At 66.3% G+C, this 16,265-nt stretch carries 5 protein-coding genes; 2 read left to right on the forward strand and 3 right to left on the reverse strand.

What is annotated here, in order from left to right; all coding sequences use genetic code 11:
• Positions 1-127: 127 nt before the first annotated feature.
• The 3 genes from HNQ95_RS03915 to HNQ95_RS03925 all read right to left on the reverse strand — a co-directional run bounded on the left by HNQ95_RS03915 (position 128) and on the right by HNQ95_RS03925 (position 11,659).
• Positions 128-604 carry a pyridoxamine 5'-phosphate oxidase family protein gene (locus tag HNQ95_RS03915; RefSeq protein WP_182573596.1) on the reverse strand — a complete coding sequence of 159 codons (477 nt, stop codon included), beginning with the start codon at positions 602-604 and terminating at the stop codon, positions 128-130.
• A 172-nt stretch (positions 605-776) separates the two neighbouring features.
• Positions 777-10,529, reverse strand: coding sequence for an autotransporter-associated beta strand repeat-containing protein (locus HNQ95_RS03920; RefSeq protein ID WP_182573595.1), 9,753 nt, complete (start codon positions 10,527-10,529; stop codon positions 777-779).
• Between the two features lie 236 nt (positions 10,530-10,765).
• Positions 10,766-11,659 carry a hypothetical protein gene (locus HNQ95_RS03925; RefSeq protein ID WP_246340573.1) on the reverse strand — a complete coding sequence of 298 codons (894 nt, stop codon included), beginning with the start codon at positions 11,657-11,659 and terminating at the stop codon, positions 10,766-10,768.
• Positions 11,660-11,982: 323 nt separating this feature from the next.
• On the opposite strand from HNQ95_RS03925, the gene HNQ95_RS03930 reads away from it, so the two are divergent.
• Positions 11,983-13,149 (forward strand): efflux RND transporter periplasmic adaptor subunit, encoded by a 1,167-nt coding sequence (locus HNQ95_RS03930; RefSeq protein ID WP_067955059.1) that lies wholly within the window; start codon positions 11,983-11,985, stop codon positions 13,147-13,149.
• Positions 13,146-16,229 (forward strand): efflux RND transporter permease subunit, encoded by a 3,084-nt coding sequence (locus HNQ95_RS03935; RefSeq protein WP_067955057.1) that lies wholly within the window; start codon positions 13,146-13,148, stop codon positions 16,227-16,229. Before HNQ95_RS03930 ends, HNQ95_RS03935 begins: the two co-directional genes overlap by 4 nt.
• The last annotated feature ends 36 nt before the right edge of the window (positions 16,230-16,265 follow it).

The raw sequence follows: 16,265 nt of genomic DNA on the forward strand, positions 1-16,265 counted from the left end.
AACTCTCCTTCCACGGCATCAACACCTCCGGCCAAAAGCCAAAAGTGTTACCCATGTGTCCGGTACGAAACGTCACCTATGTCTCGGGTCGCTCATTCGACCACGTCCGAGCTCGCTCGCCTCTTGGCTAAAGGGGCACTTTCGCCACGCTGTCCTTGTAGTCCTGCTTGGGGTCACCCAGGCCCAGGAACATCTTGACGCCGGCAACGAGGCTGGAAGCGTCGAGCCAGATCTGGGCGTCCGCCGGTTCGAACCGCAGCAGCCTGAGCTTCGGATCATCCTTGCCCTTCTCGAACCACGCGGCGACGAAGCGGTTCCACAGCCGATCCATCGTGCTGCGGTCGCCGTCGATCCTGAGGGTGCCATGGACGGTGGCAAACAGGTCATGTTTCTTGGCCGCGTAGACCAGCGTTGCTTTTCTGGCGCGCGCTAGCTTGCCTGCAAGCTCCGTGTCGCTTGCCGTGAAGAAGTAGATGGTCTTACGTTCGCCATCGAACTGCGCGGTCATCGGGCGCGGGTCGATGCCTGAGACGCTTACCATCACGGTCATGTCTGAACGTATCGACTTCCAGAATTTTGCTTCGAACTCTCGCTTGTCGGCCATTGTGAAACTCCTTGAAGGAGGTTCAACCCCTGGCGTCTCGGGAGGTTCCATCTGAGGGGCGGCGAAGGGAGTTCCCGAGCGTCTCGGTCTGGCCAACTGTTCGTAAGCGGCGGGGGAGTGTCTGGGCCCTGACTGCGGACAGACCGGAGCGGCGTCTCCGTCGCCCCCTTGATCAGAAATTGACGCCGAGACTAGCCCGGAAGCTCTGGTCGACGACGCCGGAGCCGAACTGGCCGGTATAGGCTATGCCGAGCTTGGCATCGGGGCTCAGCGCGAGGTCGAGACCGGCCTCGACGATCGCCACATCCTTCGCCACCGGCGTGCCGGCGACGGTCAAGGCGGCGCCGCCTGAGAAGGCGACCGAGCTCAGCGGGGTGACGTCGCCGAAGGCGTGGCGCCAGCCGGCCATCCCGCGCAGCGTGGCGTCCATGCCGCGGATGGCAATGTCGGTGCTGGCCCTGACGCCGAGCGTCGTGAACGTCGTCTCGGTGGTCGAGGCGTTGGCCGTCAGCGCCGCCTGGCCGCCCTTCTCGGTGAAGCTGTCGGTCCTGACATTGATATAGGCAAGCGCTGCGAAGGGCTCGACGATCGCGTCGCCCGTCTGCAGGCGATAGCTCGCCTCGCCGAAGACCTGGGCGATGCCGGCGTCATAGCTGGCGGTCAGCTTGTCCTTGAAGTTGGCAAAGGCAACGGTGCGGCTGGTCTCGATATCCGTCCAGCTGTAGGCGGCGCCGGCGCGCAGGCCGAACGCCTGCCACCGGCCGCCCGCGAAGACACCGGTATGGTAGGCGCTGCTGTCACCGGAGGACGCGCGGTTGCCGGCATCGAAGCTGCCATTGCTGTAACCGGCGAAGGTACCGATGCGAAGGTTGTCGCCGATGCCGGCATCGAGACCGCCGATGAAGCCGCCGGTGGTCCGGCCGAAGGCTGCCGCGTTGCCGTCGCTGCCGGTCTTGCCCCAGGAGCCATAGGCCTGACCCCAGAAGGCCATACGCTCGGTCGTCGCCTCGGCGATCTCGGGGCCGTCGGGGCCATAGGCCATGACGGGCAGGGCTTGCGTGCCGATGTCGCCGAAGGCAGCGCGGATACGGTCGTTGGCAGCACTTGCGAGGAAGCGGCTGTCGTCGACGAGCATGCCGCGGACCGAGGCGTGGACCTCGCCCGACAGTGCGTCGAAGGCCTTGCGCGCGGCGTCCTTGTCGAGATTGACGATGGCCTTGTAGATCGCGTGCTTGTTGCCCAGCTTGTCGGCTGCCCCGCCGGCGGCGAACTGGTTGCGGGTCGCGGCGATGTCGGTGAACTTGATGTCGTTGCGGTCGAGCGACAGGCCGACGGCGTTGCTGGTGTAGGTCAGCGTCGGCGTCAGGAAGGCGAGGTTGCTGGTGACGGAAGCGAACTGGCCGAGCACGCCGGTTGCCGCGGTCAGGATGGTGTACTGCGTCGACGGTGCGTAGTTGCCGCTGCCAGCCAGAACCTGGACAGTGCCGCCCGAGAGCATCGCCTTGCCGGCGACCGAGAGCCTGTCGGACTTGGTCGTGTCGGCATCGACCTGGAAGGTCGAGCCGGCAGCGAAGCTGGCGTCGCCGGCGACGCTGAGCGTGCCGATCGAGCTGCCGGTGTTGACGATCGATCCGGACTGCGCGGTCAGCTTGCCGATGATGCCGGTGCCGCCGAGGGTCGCGCCCGAAGCGACCGTCACCGCCGACTTGGCGAGCGAACCGTTCACCGAGAGCTTGCCGGCGCTGACCTCGGTGTCGCCTGAGAGCAGGCTGGTGCCGGTCAGCGTAAGCGCACCTGCGCCCGCTTTGGTGAAGCTGCCTGTGCCGTTGATGGCATTGGCGAAGCCGGCGTCGGTGGCTTGGTCAATGATGAAGGCGGCGTCGTTGAGGATTGCGCCGCTGCCGAAGCTGGTGGCCGAACCTGAGAGCGTGCCGGCGGCGATGGTCGTGCCGCCAGTGTAGCTGTTGGTGCCTGACAGAACGGTCTTGCCCGTGCCGATCTGCTTGACCGCGCCGCTGCCCGAAATCGCGCCGGCGAAGGTCAGAAGGTCGGAGCGGTTGAAGGCCAGTGTGCCGGAATTGGCGACATCGCCGGTGATCGAGCCGCTCGTGGCGCCATTGCCGATCTGCAGCGTTCCGGCACTGATCTTCGTGCCGCCGGCATAGGTGTTGGTACCGGCCAGCGTCAGCGTGCCGCTGCCCGTCTTGGTAAGCTTGCCCTGGCCGGAGATCGTTCCCGACGCTGTGAGGTCCGCCTGGGCGTCGAACGTGCCGCCTGCCAGGCGCAGCTCGATGTCGCGCGCGGTGGTCATGGCCGCGGTGTTGGTCAGGATGCCGCCGATGAAGGTGAGCCCGCCCGAGGCAGCACCTAGATTGCCGTCGGACGAGATCGACAATGTGCCGCCCTTGATGACGGTGCCGCCGGTGTAGCTGTTGGCGCCGCTCAGCACGAGCGTGCCGTAGTCATCCTTGACCAGTCCGCCGGAGCCGGTGAGCTCGGCTTCGATCGTCGCAACCGTGCCGTCGCTGGAGGTCGTGCCGTCGCCGACGCGGATGGTGGTGGCGGCATCATGCAGGCCGATCGCGTCGCCCTTAATGACGTAGCCGCTGGTCGCGAACTGCATGCCGGTGACCGATATGCCGCCCTGGCTCGAGTCGACGGTCACCGTACCGGCTGTGCCCTGGAAGATGGCGTAGCCGGGCTGGGGCGCCATCGGTGCGTTGAAGGCGCCGTCCTGGCGGGTCCAGTTACCGCCTTGGGCGCTCCACGTTCCGGAGCCGCCGTCGACGGTGCCGTTGTTGAGGTTGCCGTTGGCGCCGCCGTCCCAGAAGGCGAGCGCCGTGCCGCCGGTATTGATCAGGTTGATCTGCTTGGCCACCTGTGTCTGGATGGTGAGATCGCTGGCCTGGAAAGCGCCGGGTACGGTGCCGATGACCAGGCCGTTGTCGGTCAGCGTGCCGCCATAGTCGATCAGCCGGTAGACGCCGGCGCCGAAGTCGTTGCCGCCGCTGACATTGAGCTTGCCGTCCAGCACGAGGTCGCCCTTGACGTCGATGCGGTCGCTCTGGGCGCCGAGCTCGAAGTCGAGATTGGCACCGTTGGACAGGTTGAGCGAACCGACCGTCAGCGTGCCCTTGCCGGCGCCAGGCGCGATATGGCCGCCGTCGGAGACGGTGACGCTGCCCGAGACCGTACCCGAGCCGGACAGCGTCGCGCCGCTGTCGACGCTGACGGCGGTATTGCCAAGCTTGCCGTTGACCTGAAGCTCGCCGGCCTTGACCGCGGTCGCGCCGGTGTAGGTGCTTTCGCCCGACATGGTCTGCTTGCCGCTGCCCTGCTTGGTGAAGCCGCCGCCCGACATGACGCCTGAGAATTCGGTGTCGTCGCCATTGCCCGATGTCAGCGTGCCTGCCCCAAGCTTGACGTTGCCGGCGCCGGCCAGCGAGGCGATGGTCTGGTTGTGACCGTCGAGGTCGAAGGTGGCGCCTGAGCCGACGCTGACCGCGCTGGACGAAGCAAGCGTGTTGGCGGCGCCCGCGGTCAGCGTGCCTGCATCGATTTTGGTTGCGCCTGTGTAGGTGTTCGCGCCGGACAGGGTGAAGCTACCCGTGCCCTTCTTGGTCAGGCTGCCGGTGCCGGTGATGATGCCGGAAAATTCGGTCGAGCCGTTGTTGCCGCCCGCGGTCAGCGTGCCGGCTCCAAGCGAAACCGTGCCCGCGCCTGCGAGAGAGCCGATGACCTGGTCGAAGCCGTCGAGATCGAGCTCGGTACCGCTGGCGACTTCGACCGCGCTGGCTGAAGAAAAGCTATTGGCAGCACCCGCTTTGAGCGTGCCGCCATCAAGCCAGGTCTTGCCCGTGTAGCTGTTGCTGCCGCTCAGGGTGAAGACGCCGGTGCCGATCTTCGACAGGTTGCCGGCCCCGGAAATCGAGCCGGAGAACGTGGTCGAGGCGTCGTTGCCACCCGTCGTCAGCGTGACCTCTTGCGGCGAACCCCAGAGCGGCCTGGCCACGCCGAGCGTGACTGAGCCAGCGCCTGCCAGCGAGCCGATACGCTGGTCGTAGCCGTCGAGGTCGAGCGTTGCATCGGCCTTGACGGTCATCGCGCCAGTCATGTCGAATGCATCCGCATTGCCCGCTTTGAGCGTGCCTCCGCTGACCGTGGTCGGACCACCGTTCTGCATGGCCTTGACGACAAGCGCGCCGGCGCCGGTCTTCTCCACGGCGCGCGGTTCGCCGCCACCGCTGAGAATGTAGCCCGAATGCGTGGCCGTGCCCGACGCGACCGACAGCACGGTGTTTTCCTGCTGCAGGGTCATTATGTTGGCGAGGTCGACACCGGCGCCATAGTCGAGGCCGCCGCCGAACATCATGATGTAGCCGGTGCCTGCCGCGAGGCTGTTTTCGAGCCGCAACGTTCCGGCAAGCGAATAGACGATGCCGTCGAAACCGCTGCTGTCGCCCGACAGGGTGAGCTTGCCTGCGCCATATTTCTTGAAGTCGCCCGAGCCTGACATGTCGCCGTCGAAGGAGCTGTCGTCCGACCTGTCGAAAGCAAGCGTGCCGGAATTGCTGACCTTGCCCGACAGCGTGCCGCTCGTCTCGGATTTGCCGATCTGCAGCACGCTGCCGCTGTCGATGGTGGTGCCGCCGGAGTGGCTGATGTCGCCGCTCATCAGGACGGTGCTGTTACCGGTCAGCGTCATCGCGCCGGTGCCGGTGATGTCGCCGGCAAATTCGCCATTGGCCTCCGTGTTGTTGAAGACCAGCCTGCTGTTGTTGAGCACGTCGCCCTTGATCGAGCCGCCATTGCCGATCTGCAGCGTGCCGGCGCTGATCGTGGTGCCGCCGGTGTAATAGTTGGCGGAGGTCAGGGTTGTCGTGCCGGTGCCGTTCTGCTCGACGCGCCCGGTGCCGCCGATGTAGCCGCTGATCACGAGTGCGTCGTCGGAGCGGTTGAAGGCCAGCACGCTGTTGTTGACGATATCGCCGGCGACCGAGCCCGACGTGCCGCCATTGCCGAGCTGCAGGGTGCCTGCGGAAATGGTGGTCTTGCCGGTGTAGGTGTTGTCGCCGGTCAGGATCAGCGTGCCGAGGCCGAGCTTGTCGAGTTCGGTCATGTCGCCGTCGGCGATCATCGAGCCGATTGTCGCCGTGACACCGTTGTCGGTGTTGATGAAGCTCGCTTTTTCGTTGCCGTGGGGATTGCCGGACAGGGCGAGGATGCCGCCGGTGAGCTCATAGCCGTCGGTCGAGAACTGCAGGCCCTGGAAGGCCAGCGAACCGGTGACGGTGACCGTTCCGGCCGTGCCGGCAAAGACGCCGACCTCGCCACGCCAGCCGTCGTTGATGGTGGCCTCCCCAGGTGCCCCGGTCCAGTTGCCATTGCCGGCGCTCCAGGTGCCGCTGCCGCCGTCGACGGTGCCGTTGCCGGCGAGGTCGGTGCCGTCCCAGAACTGCAGCAACTGGTCGTTGTTGCGGATCATCAGGTTGACCTGGTTGGCGACGGCGGTGCTGATGATGGCATCGGTGGGCAGCGTGTGGAACGAGCCGGTGACGCTGCCCGAGACGTTGAACAGCCGGTAGTAGCCGGTCACCGCATTGGGCGTCTCAAGCGTGCCCCCGAGCGTCAGGTCGCCATTGACGATGACGAGATCGTTGGTCGGGCCGCCAACGACGCCTGACGTGCCGAGCTCGAAGATGCTGGTCGAGCCGCTGTTGAGGGTGAGGTCGCCGTCGACGGTCAGAGTGCCAGGGCTGTTGCCCGCCGACAGCGTGCCGTTGACGATGGTGGTGGCGATGGTGCCGCTGCCGCCGATGGTCGCGCCGGCATCGACCGTGACGCTGGAGGACGACGCGATCGAGCCGTTGACGACCAGCTTGCCGGCGGAAACCCTGGTTGCGCCGGTGTAGCTGCTGGTGCCTGTGAGGATGGTGGTGCCGGTGCCGGCCTGATCGAACGTTCCGGCGCCCGAGATAGCATTGGCGACGGTGACGATGTCGGAGCGGTTGAAGGCGAGCGTGCCGGCGTTCTCGACGCTGCCCGAGCCCAGCTTGCCTGACGTGGCGCCGTCGCCGACCTGCAGCGTGCCGGCGGTGATCTTCGTCGTGCCAGCGTAGATGTTCTCGCCCGACAGCACAGTGGTGCCGCTGCCCTTCTGCGTCAGCCCGCCGGTACCGGACAGGATGCCACCGAAGGTCACCAGGCTCGACCTGTTGAAGGCAAGCGTGCTGTCGTTCAGGGCGACGACAGAGCTGCTGCCGATGCCGCCGCCCGAAGTGCCGTCGCCGATCTGCAACGTGCCGCCGACAAGCGAGGTGGTGCCGGACATGGTGTTGGCGCCGCTCAGCGTCAACGTGCCGTAGCCCTGCTTCTCCATGGTGCCCGTGCCGGAGAAGCTGTTGGCGAGGGTGTAGTCGCCGTCCCGGTTGAGGACCAGCATCGCGTTGTTGACGACCGCGCCGCTGCCGAGCGTAGCGGGGTCGCCATTGCCAAGGGTAAGCCTGCCTGCCGAGATGGTCGTTCCGCCGGAGTAGCTGTTGACGCCGTTGAGGACCAGATCGCCCGACCCGGTCTTGACCAGGCTGCCCGCGCCGCTGATCGCGCCGTTGAGGACGATCGAGGTGTCGGTATCGAGCGTGGCGGCGGCATCGAGATCGAAGGCATTGTCGAGCCAGCCGTTGGTGCCGCGCAAGGTTGCCGCGCCGCCGAAGGCCACGGTGCCGGTGCCGAGCCCCCCGGACCCGTCGACCTCGACGGTGCCGCCGCCGATGTAGGTGCCGCCGGTATAGGTGCTTGGCCCGCGCAGCAGGAGCTTGCCGGAGCCGGCTTTCACAAGTTCGGAGCCGGCACCGCTCAGGCCCGTGATGCCGGTCCGGCCGCTGCCGTCGATGGTCAGCCGGTGACCGTCGCCGTCCACGCCGCCGAGGAACTCGAAGCCGGTGCCCGCTTCCGTCAGCACCAGCGCGGTGCCGCTCAGGGTGGCCTGGGCCATCGCGCTGCTTTCGCCCGAGACCGTGTGCAGGGCGCCCTTGCCGTTGGCGCCGGTGCCCTTGAGCCTCAGCGCGCGCGTGTCGATCGACATGTCACCGTCGATCTCGAGCGTTGCATTGGCCGCGACATCGATGGCGCTCGAACCGTTGCCGAGCGCACCAGCATTGCGGACACTGAGCGTGCCGGCATTGACGGCGATGCCACCTGAGAAGGTGTTCGCGCCGGTCAGGATCGTCTTGCCCGTGCCGCGCTGGCTGAAGCCGCCATTGCCGTTGATGCTGTTGGCGAGCGTATAGGTGTTGGAACGGTTGACGGCGACCGTGCCGTTATAGTTGTCGATCGCGCCGAGAACAGAGCCGCTGGTCCCGCCATTGCCGAGCTGGAGCGTGCCAGAGTAAATTTCGGTACCGTTGGAATGGGTGTTGTTGCCGCTTAGGATCGTGGTGCCACCGCCCAGAATTGTCACCCTGCCGCCACCGGAGATGACGTCAGCGAAGGTCAGCGTGTTCGAGCGATTGAACGTCAGCGCAGTGCCGCTGGCCAGCGCGACGTTGCCGGCTAGCGAACCTGACGTGCCGCCATCGCCGATCTGCAATTGACCGCCGCTCACCGTGGTGCCACCGCTGTGCGTGTTGGCGCCCGTGAGCGTGAGCATGCCGCTGCCGACCTTGGTCAGCGAGCCGGTGCCCGAGGTCGCACCGGCGAAAGTCGAGGACACGTCGCCGTGGCCGACGGTCAGGGCGCCCGCGCCGAGCGCCACCGCGCCGGCGCCGGTCAGCCTGCCGATGGTCTGGGCCTTGCCGTTGAGGTCAAAGGTGGCGCCGCCGGCGACGGAGAGATCCTTGCCGAACAGCAGGCTGCCGCCGGCGCCGAGCCTGAGCGTGCCGGCATTGACCGCGGTGCCGCCGGCATAGGTGTTGGTGGCGCCAAGCACCACCGTGCCGGCGCCCGACTTGGACAGCGCGCCGGTGCCGCTGAGCAGGCCGTTATAGGTCAGCGTCATGCCGGCGTCGGCCGAAAGCCCCCCGCCGCTGGCGCCAAGGGTGGCGTCGCGGCCGGTGGCGAAGGATGCGGTGGCATTCAGCGTGCCGCCGTTGAAGCTCAGCACGCCGTTGCCGAGGCTGGCGTCGGACGCGACCGACAGCGTACCGCCCGAAATGTCTGTGCCGCCGGTGTAGGTGTTGGTGCCGGTCAGCGTGACCGTGCCAGGGCCGATCTTGTTGAGCCCTGCCGTCCCAGTGAGTTTTGTCGCGTAGGAGCCGGCCTCGAGGTTGAAGGCGGTCGATGCCTCGATGGTCCCGGCGCCCGTGGTGCTACCGCCGGTTCCGGCGAACGTTGCGACGGAGAGCTTTCGTCCGGCGGCGATGTCGACCGTGGCGCCGGTGCGGTTGAACAGCTGGTCGATGCCGGACAGGCTGCCGCCCGACAGCGACAGCGTGCCGCCATCGTTGTAGAACGCGCCGGCGCTGACCACGTCGCCGTTCTTGACGTTGAACTGCCCCAGATTGGTCACCGCCCCGTAGGTGGCCTTGACCGTCGCGGTGCCGTTGAGATTGAGAACCGCACCGGCATAGTTGAGAAAGGCGGTTCCCGCGTCGATGATGCCCTGATCGGCGACGTTGATCGTGCCTCGGTTGTTGAACTCGGCATAGGTGGTTTCGAGTTTTGCAGCAGAGCCGATGTTGATCGTCGCGTAGTTGGTGCCGGCGCCGAGGCTCAGCCACCTCGATGCCCCGAGCGTGACCAGGCCATAGTTTTGCAGGTCGTGGATCGCCTTGGCATCGTTGGCAGCGGTGCTGCCTTCGACCTTCATCTCCGCCCCGCCGTCTACCTGTATCCAGGTCGGCCTGACGCCGCCCGAATAGTTGCCTGCGATGGTGGTGACGCCGGCGCCGAGATGGATCGCGCCCTGGACGGTGCCCTGATTGGGGGCGGTGCCCAGACTGGTGACCCGGTTGGTTCCGCCTGTGATGTAGATCGCGTCCTGCCCGTTTTGCGAGCGTCGGATCGCGCCTGCGGTGCCGATGGTGATGTTCAGGTTCTGGCCGCGGATGCCGACACCCGCAGCGCCGCTCGGCGCCCGAGCACCCGCCCAGCCACCGCCCGCACCGCCATCGAGGCCGGAGACATCGCCATTGACGATGATCGTCGCGCCGTTCGGATCGGTGACCGAAATGCCATGGCCGCCATTGCCGCCGGCGCCCATGTCACTGGCTCGCAATGCACCGCCCGGTCCACCATTGGTATGACCCTCGGTGCCGTCACCGCCGAACCCGCCGCGCACAAAAACACCGGCGCCCACGGTTACTGTGGTGGAGCCGCTCGTACCGCCGACGAGAATACCGCTGCCGCCACCGCCACCGCCACCGCCGCCGCCGATCGAGGTGCCGCCAATCTGAACACCGGCGTAACCGCCCTTGCCGCCCTTGCCGCCATACGAGTTCTGATTGACGTTGACGATACCGGAGTTGACGACCAGGCCGGCGCCGCCGCCACCACCGCCACCACCGCCGCCTGCGCCGTTGTAGCCCCTGCCACCACCACCGCCGTTGTCAGAAACACCACCGCCGCCACCGCCAAAGCCGCCATCGGCGCCGCCGTTGCCGCCATTGCCTCCAGAAGGCTGGCCGTTGCCCGACTGGCCGCCGCCGCCGCCGTTGCCGCCGGCCGCGTTGACAGCGGGCATGCCGAACGAGCCGGCTCTGGTGCCACTACCGTTGCCGCCATTGCCACCGTCGTTGCCGATAGTATCGGCCGCCGCCGCCTGGATCGCCGGGCCAAGCGCCAACGGCGCAATCAGCGCCGAGCAGGCAAGCAGCGCCATGCGGTAGCGGCCGTGCCGGGATGATTGCGACGACACCGGCACGACGGTCTTCGCATCCGTCGCGGCATTGTCACGAATGGCTTCAAGGTCGCCGCTGGTGCTGCTCACGTGATATTCCCTGTATCGCGGACGCAAACCGGCAGCCGGCGGCGCGCAAGGCTCCGCCAGCGCCGCGACAGGTGTGCTGTCGGCGCAGTTCACATCGGCTGCTAAGTTCAGCTCCGGCGCCCGCCCCAAAAACCCCAAGCGCCGGGATGAGCGGGACCCTATGCCCGCCAAAAAAAGGGGTCAATTGTTAGAGACTGACTATTATTGGGGGGAATTTCGGCCGTTATTGCAGGTGTTTAGCCGATTTCGGGGGCGAGCGAGGCCTCGTATGCCGCGTCGATCACGGCGAGCTTCGCTGCCTGTGCGGCGGCGATTTCGCCGAGGAACCCCCTGGAAACCCACATCACCGAACTGCCGCGCTTGCCGCGCCAGCCGATGCTGCCGAGTGCTTCCGCTTCGCGCAACTTGCGGGCGAGATGCGAGCGCGAAAGCTGCAGCCACAGGCCCATTTCGGCGATCGAGGTGATGCTTGTCGACAACTGTTCGGCACCGCTGCTGGCGTCTTCCAGCCCGACGATCAGCCGTTCCATGATGATGCCGCCATTGTTGAGCCAGGTGAACAACGAAAACGTGTTGGCCGGCTCGCGGATGGCCTGCGAAGACAGCAGCCCTTCGCAGATCAGCGGCTCGATGCGGTCCATGCCGTCCGAAGTCGCCAGATAGGTGGCGAGGCGCTGGCCACCGTCGAGGCCGTCGAGCGTCGCCAGATGCACCATGATCCAGCCATGTATGGCATCGAACGTCGATTGCGACGGACGCACCGGCCGTGCCCGGCGGTCGTCGCTCTCGGGGCAATATTCGATGTAGCCGTAGTTGAGCAGTTCCTTGAGGAAGGCGTCGGCAGTGTTGCGGCTCGCCACCGCGTAGGCCTGGGTCATGTCGAGGAAGCGCGACGTCAGGAGTCCTGGCTCGCCGGCGTCTCGATTGAAATAGACGGCGAAGCCGATGTGGCCCATCAGCCAGCGTTGCTGGGTGGCGAAGATGGAAGACTGCCGCGGATTGGCCTCGTAGGCGATCAGCAATGCCTGCGACTGCCGCCGGATCAGCTCCTGCAGCGCGGGGTGGCTGGCGATTTCATCCGCAGTTATCGGCAAGAATCGGCCCTCGAACTGCTCGCTATATCCACGCATCAGCCGTGATCTGTCCAGCCCCGACGAAGTAGTCCGGCGTGCTCTTCTTGGGGTGATGGTCATCGCAGCCACGCCGGCAAATCTATCTCGGCAAATGACCTTTCGATCGGCCTTGCCCGAGGAAAATCAAGTTGCCACCGCAAAAATGGCCGGCCGCCGGCGCGACGACAGATTGCTGCAATGGTGCCCTGTCATTTGGCTGATCATGAAAACGGGTTTGGCCCAATTAATAGATTGATCAATCGAATAATAGTATGTTGGCTTGGAGGGCGCCGGCGGCCGCCATTCTTCGGAGACATCGGACTGTGGAAAGTTTGTACCAAATGACGCACCACCTTCACCCCCGGGCGCGGATCGCGGCGATAGCCGCGGCGCTGCTGGTAAGCGCGGTCATGCCTGCGGCGGCTGATACTGCCGCCAATGCTGCCGCGCAGGGCGAAACCGCCAAGCGCCTGGTGTCGACCTTCGTCGTTGCCAGCGACATGACCGAATGGACGCTGTCGTTCACCGGCGTGCTTGCGGCCCGCGAGGAAGTTGCCGTCGGCGCGCCGTTTCAGGAGCAGCGCATATCAAGCGTCGAGGTCGAGGTCGGCGATCGCGTCGAAGCCGGCCAGATCCTGGTTCGGCTCGACACCGCGATGCGCGAGAACCAACTGCATGAGAGCCAAGGCCGGCTGGCACGGGCCAAGGCAGCGCTGGCCCAGCAGCAGGCCAAGGCGGCGCAGGCGCTGGCAGCCCTGCAGCGCGCGATGCCGCTCAGGCAGTCGGGGGCCCTTTCCGCCCAGGGTTACGCCGACCGTGCCTCGACCGAGGCTGTCGAGCGCGAGGGTGTCGCTCTCGCCCAGGCAGAGGTCGACCAGGCAGAGGCCCAACTCACCGAATCCCGCCGGCTGGTCGAGCGCAACGTCGTCGTGGCGCCGGTTGCCGGTGTGGTGTCCGAACGCCACGCCAATGCCGGCGCGCTGACCGGCGGGGAGCCGCTGATCAGGTTGATCCGCGACGGCGAGGTCGAGCTGGCAGCCGAGATCCCGGAACGCGAGCTGCCGCAGTTGGCCGTCGGCCAGACCGCCTCGGTCACCCTGCCGGGCGTCGCAGGCAGGATCCCGGGCAAAGTCCGGCTGATCTCGCCGAAGATCGACCGCGAGACCCGTCTCGGCGTGGCCCGCATCGCCTTCAAGACAGATACCGCCCTGTTCTCCGGCGCCTTTGCCCGCGCTGCCATCGTCGTGGCCAAGCGCAAGGCGATCGTCATTGCCGACTCGGCACTGGTCTATGGCGGCAAGGACAAGACATCAGTCTTCGTGGTCGAGGACGGAAAGGTCGACCTCAGGCCGGTCCAGACCGGCATGCGCAACAACGGCAGGCTGGAGATCCGGGCCGGCCTCAAGGATGGCGACGTCGTCGTCGCCAAATCCGGTGCTTCGCTGCGCGACGGTGATGAGGTGGCTACCACCGACATCGGCGCCAAGACCGGAAGCGTCCGGCCATGATAAGCAACATTTCCGCCTGGGCGATCCGCAAGCCGGTGCCCACAATCGTGCTGTTCGTGGTGGCGACGCTGGCCGGCATCGCTGCCTTCATGCGCCTGCCGGTCAACGCCAATCCCAGCCTGTCGTTTCCGATCGTCACCGTCGCGGTGACGCAGCCGAGCGCTGCGCCCGCCGAGATGGAGAGCCAGATCACCCGCCGAGTCGAGGGATCGATCTCCGGCCTCGCCGGCGTCAAGAACATCCGCTCGACGATCAAGGACGGCGTGTCGACGACGACGGTCGAGTTCAAGATCGGCGTCGATCCCGACCGGGCGACCAACGATGTCCGCGAGTCGGTCGGCCAGATCCGCTCCGACCTGCCGCAGTCGATCCAGGAGCCGATCATCTCGCGCGTCGACGTCGAAGGCGGCGCCATTCTCTACTTCACCATGCAGGCGCCGCAGATGTCGGCGCTGGACGCCTCGTGGTTCGTCGAGGACATGGTCAGCCGCGAGCTTCTTGCCGCGCCCGGCGTCCAGAAGGTCGAGCGTTTCGGCGGCGTCAACCGCGAGATCACTGTTTCACTCGACCCCGACAGGCTGCTTGCACTCGGCGTCACCGCCGACCAGGTCAACACCGCGCTGCGCGGCATCAACGTCAACGTGCCGGGCGGACGCGGCGAGGTCGGCGACCGCGAGCAGTCGATCCGTACGCTCGGCAGCGTCACCTCGTTCGACCAACTGCTCAACCTCTCGGTGTCGCTGCCGGGCAAGCGCTGGGTGCAGCTCAGCGACATCGCCGCCATCACCGACGGACCGACCGAGGCGCGCAGCTTCGCCCGTTACAATGGCGATGCCGTTGTCGGCTTCTCGGTCTATCGCGCCAAGGGCTACAGCGACACTGCCGTTGCCGACGCGGTGACCAAGCGGCTTGGCGAGATCACAGCGCGGACACCTGACGTCGCCTTCGTCGAGGTGATCTCGAACGTCGAATACACGCTCGAAAGCTACAATGCCGCCGTGACCGCGCTGCTCGAGGGCGCCGGTCTGACAGTGCTCGTGGTGTTCCTGTTCCTGCGCAACTGGCGCGCCACGCTGATCGCCGCGGTTGCCATGCCGTTGTCGATCCTGCCCACCTTCGCCGTCATGGACCTGCTCGGCTACACGCTGAACGGCGTCAGCCTGCTGGCGTTGACACTGGTCATCGGCATCCTCGTCGACGACGCCATCGTCGAGATCGAGAATATCGAGCGCCATGTCGACATGGGCAAGCGGCCCTACCTCGCCTCGATCGAGGCGGCGGATGCCATCGGCCTGGCGGTGGTCGCCACGACCCTGACCATCGTCGCCGTATTCGCGCCGGTCAGCTTCATCGGCGGCGCCGTCGGCCAGTATTTCCGGCAGTTCGGCATCACGGTTGCCGTTGCCGTGATGATCTCGCTGGTCGTCGCGCGCCTGCTGACGCCGTTGATGGCGGCCTATCTGCTGCAGCCGAAAGGGGCCGGTCATCACGCCGCCGAACCGTCGCGGCTGTCGCGCCGCTATCTCGCGCTTCTCGGCTGGACGCTCGATCATCGCAAGACGACGTTTGCGCTGGTCTTCGCATTCTTTGCCGGCTCGGTGTTCCTTTTGTCGCAGCTTTCGACCGGCTTCGTGCCCGGCACCGACAGCAATGTCTCCGACGCCAGCATCACCCTGCCCCCGGGCACCAGACTCGACGAGACGACGCGCGTCTCCGACCACATCGTCAAGCAATTGCTGCAGCGCAAGGAGGTGGCGAGCGTCCTGGCCATCACCGGCGACGTCAACAGGGTATCGCTGATCATCAGGCTGAAGCCTCGCGGCGAAAGGCAGCTCTCGCGCAAGGAGTTCGAGCTTTCCGTGTTGCCCATCCTGGCCAGCGTGCCGGACATCCAGTTCAGCTTCGCCAGCGACTCCGGCGGCAAGGAGCTGTCCATCTTCCTCGCCGGCAACAATCCGGAGGAGCTGAACAAGGCCGCGCGCCAGCTCGAGGACGAGATGCGCAAGCTGCCGCAACTGGTCAACGTGCTGTCCAACCAACCTCCCGCAGCACCCGAGTTGCTGGTCAGGCCGCGCATGGACGAGGCGGCACGCCTTGGTGTGTCGGTGGTCTCGCTCGGCACCGTGGCGCGTATCGCCACGCTTGGCGAAACCGATGCCAATTCGGCGCAGTTCAACCTGGGCGACCGGCTGGTGCCGATCCGCGTGCTGCTCGACAAGTCGGCGCGAGGCGACCTCGAGACATTGCGCAACCTCAGGGTCGGCACCGACAGCGGCGCCGTGGTGCCGCTGACCTCGGTGGCCGACATCGACTTCAGCGCCGAGGAAGGCAAGGTCGAACGGCTCGACCGCAAGCGCATGGTGGCAGTGGAAGCAAATCTAAACGGGGTGACGATCGGCGACGCGATGGCGGCCGTCGAGGCGCTGCCGCTGCTCAAGAACCTTCCCGCCAGTGTCCAGCACGTGAAGTACGGCGCCTCGGAAGAAATGGGCGAGATGTTCCGCGGCTTCGCGCTGGCGTTGGTGGCGGGCATCCTGATGGTGATGGCGGTGCTGGTGCTGCTGTTCAGGAACTTCCTGCAGCCGATCACCATCTTGATCGCCTTGCCTTTGTCGCTCGGGGGTGCCGCACTGGCCCTGCTGCTCTATGGCGCGGCGCTCGACCTGTCGTCGACCATCGGCATCCTGATGCTGATGGGCATCGTCTGCAAGAACTCGATCCTGCTCGTCGACTACGCCATCGACTGCCGTGCCCAGGGCATGGCGCGTCGCGAGGCGCTGATGCAGGCGGGCATGACCCGTGCCCGGCCGATCATCATGACGACGATCGCCATGGTCGCCGGCATGGTGCCGGCGGCGGCCGGCATTGGTGCAGACGCAAGCTTCCGTGCGCCGATGGCGGTAGCGGTGATCGGCGGCCTGATCACGTCGACGCTGCTCAGCCTTGTCGTGGTGCCGGTCATGTTCACCTCGATGGACGACCTCAATGCCTGGTTCGCCCGCCGCCTCAAGCGGCTGACATCGGTGACCGAGGCGGACCGCGCAGAAGGCGAGCTGATCGCCGAACGGGCGAGGGGCTGACAGGCCTGAGATTTGCGGGAGGCTGGCTGCCGGTCT

Origin of the sequence: Aminobacter ciceronei (genome assembly GCF_014138625.1) — a bacterium.
GTDB lineage: Bacteria > Pseudomonadota > Alphaproteobacteria > Rhizobiales > Rhizobiaceae > Aminobacter > Aminobacter ciceronei.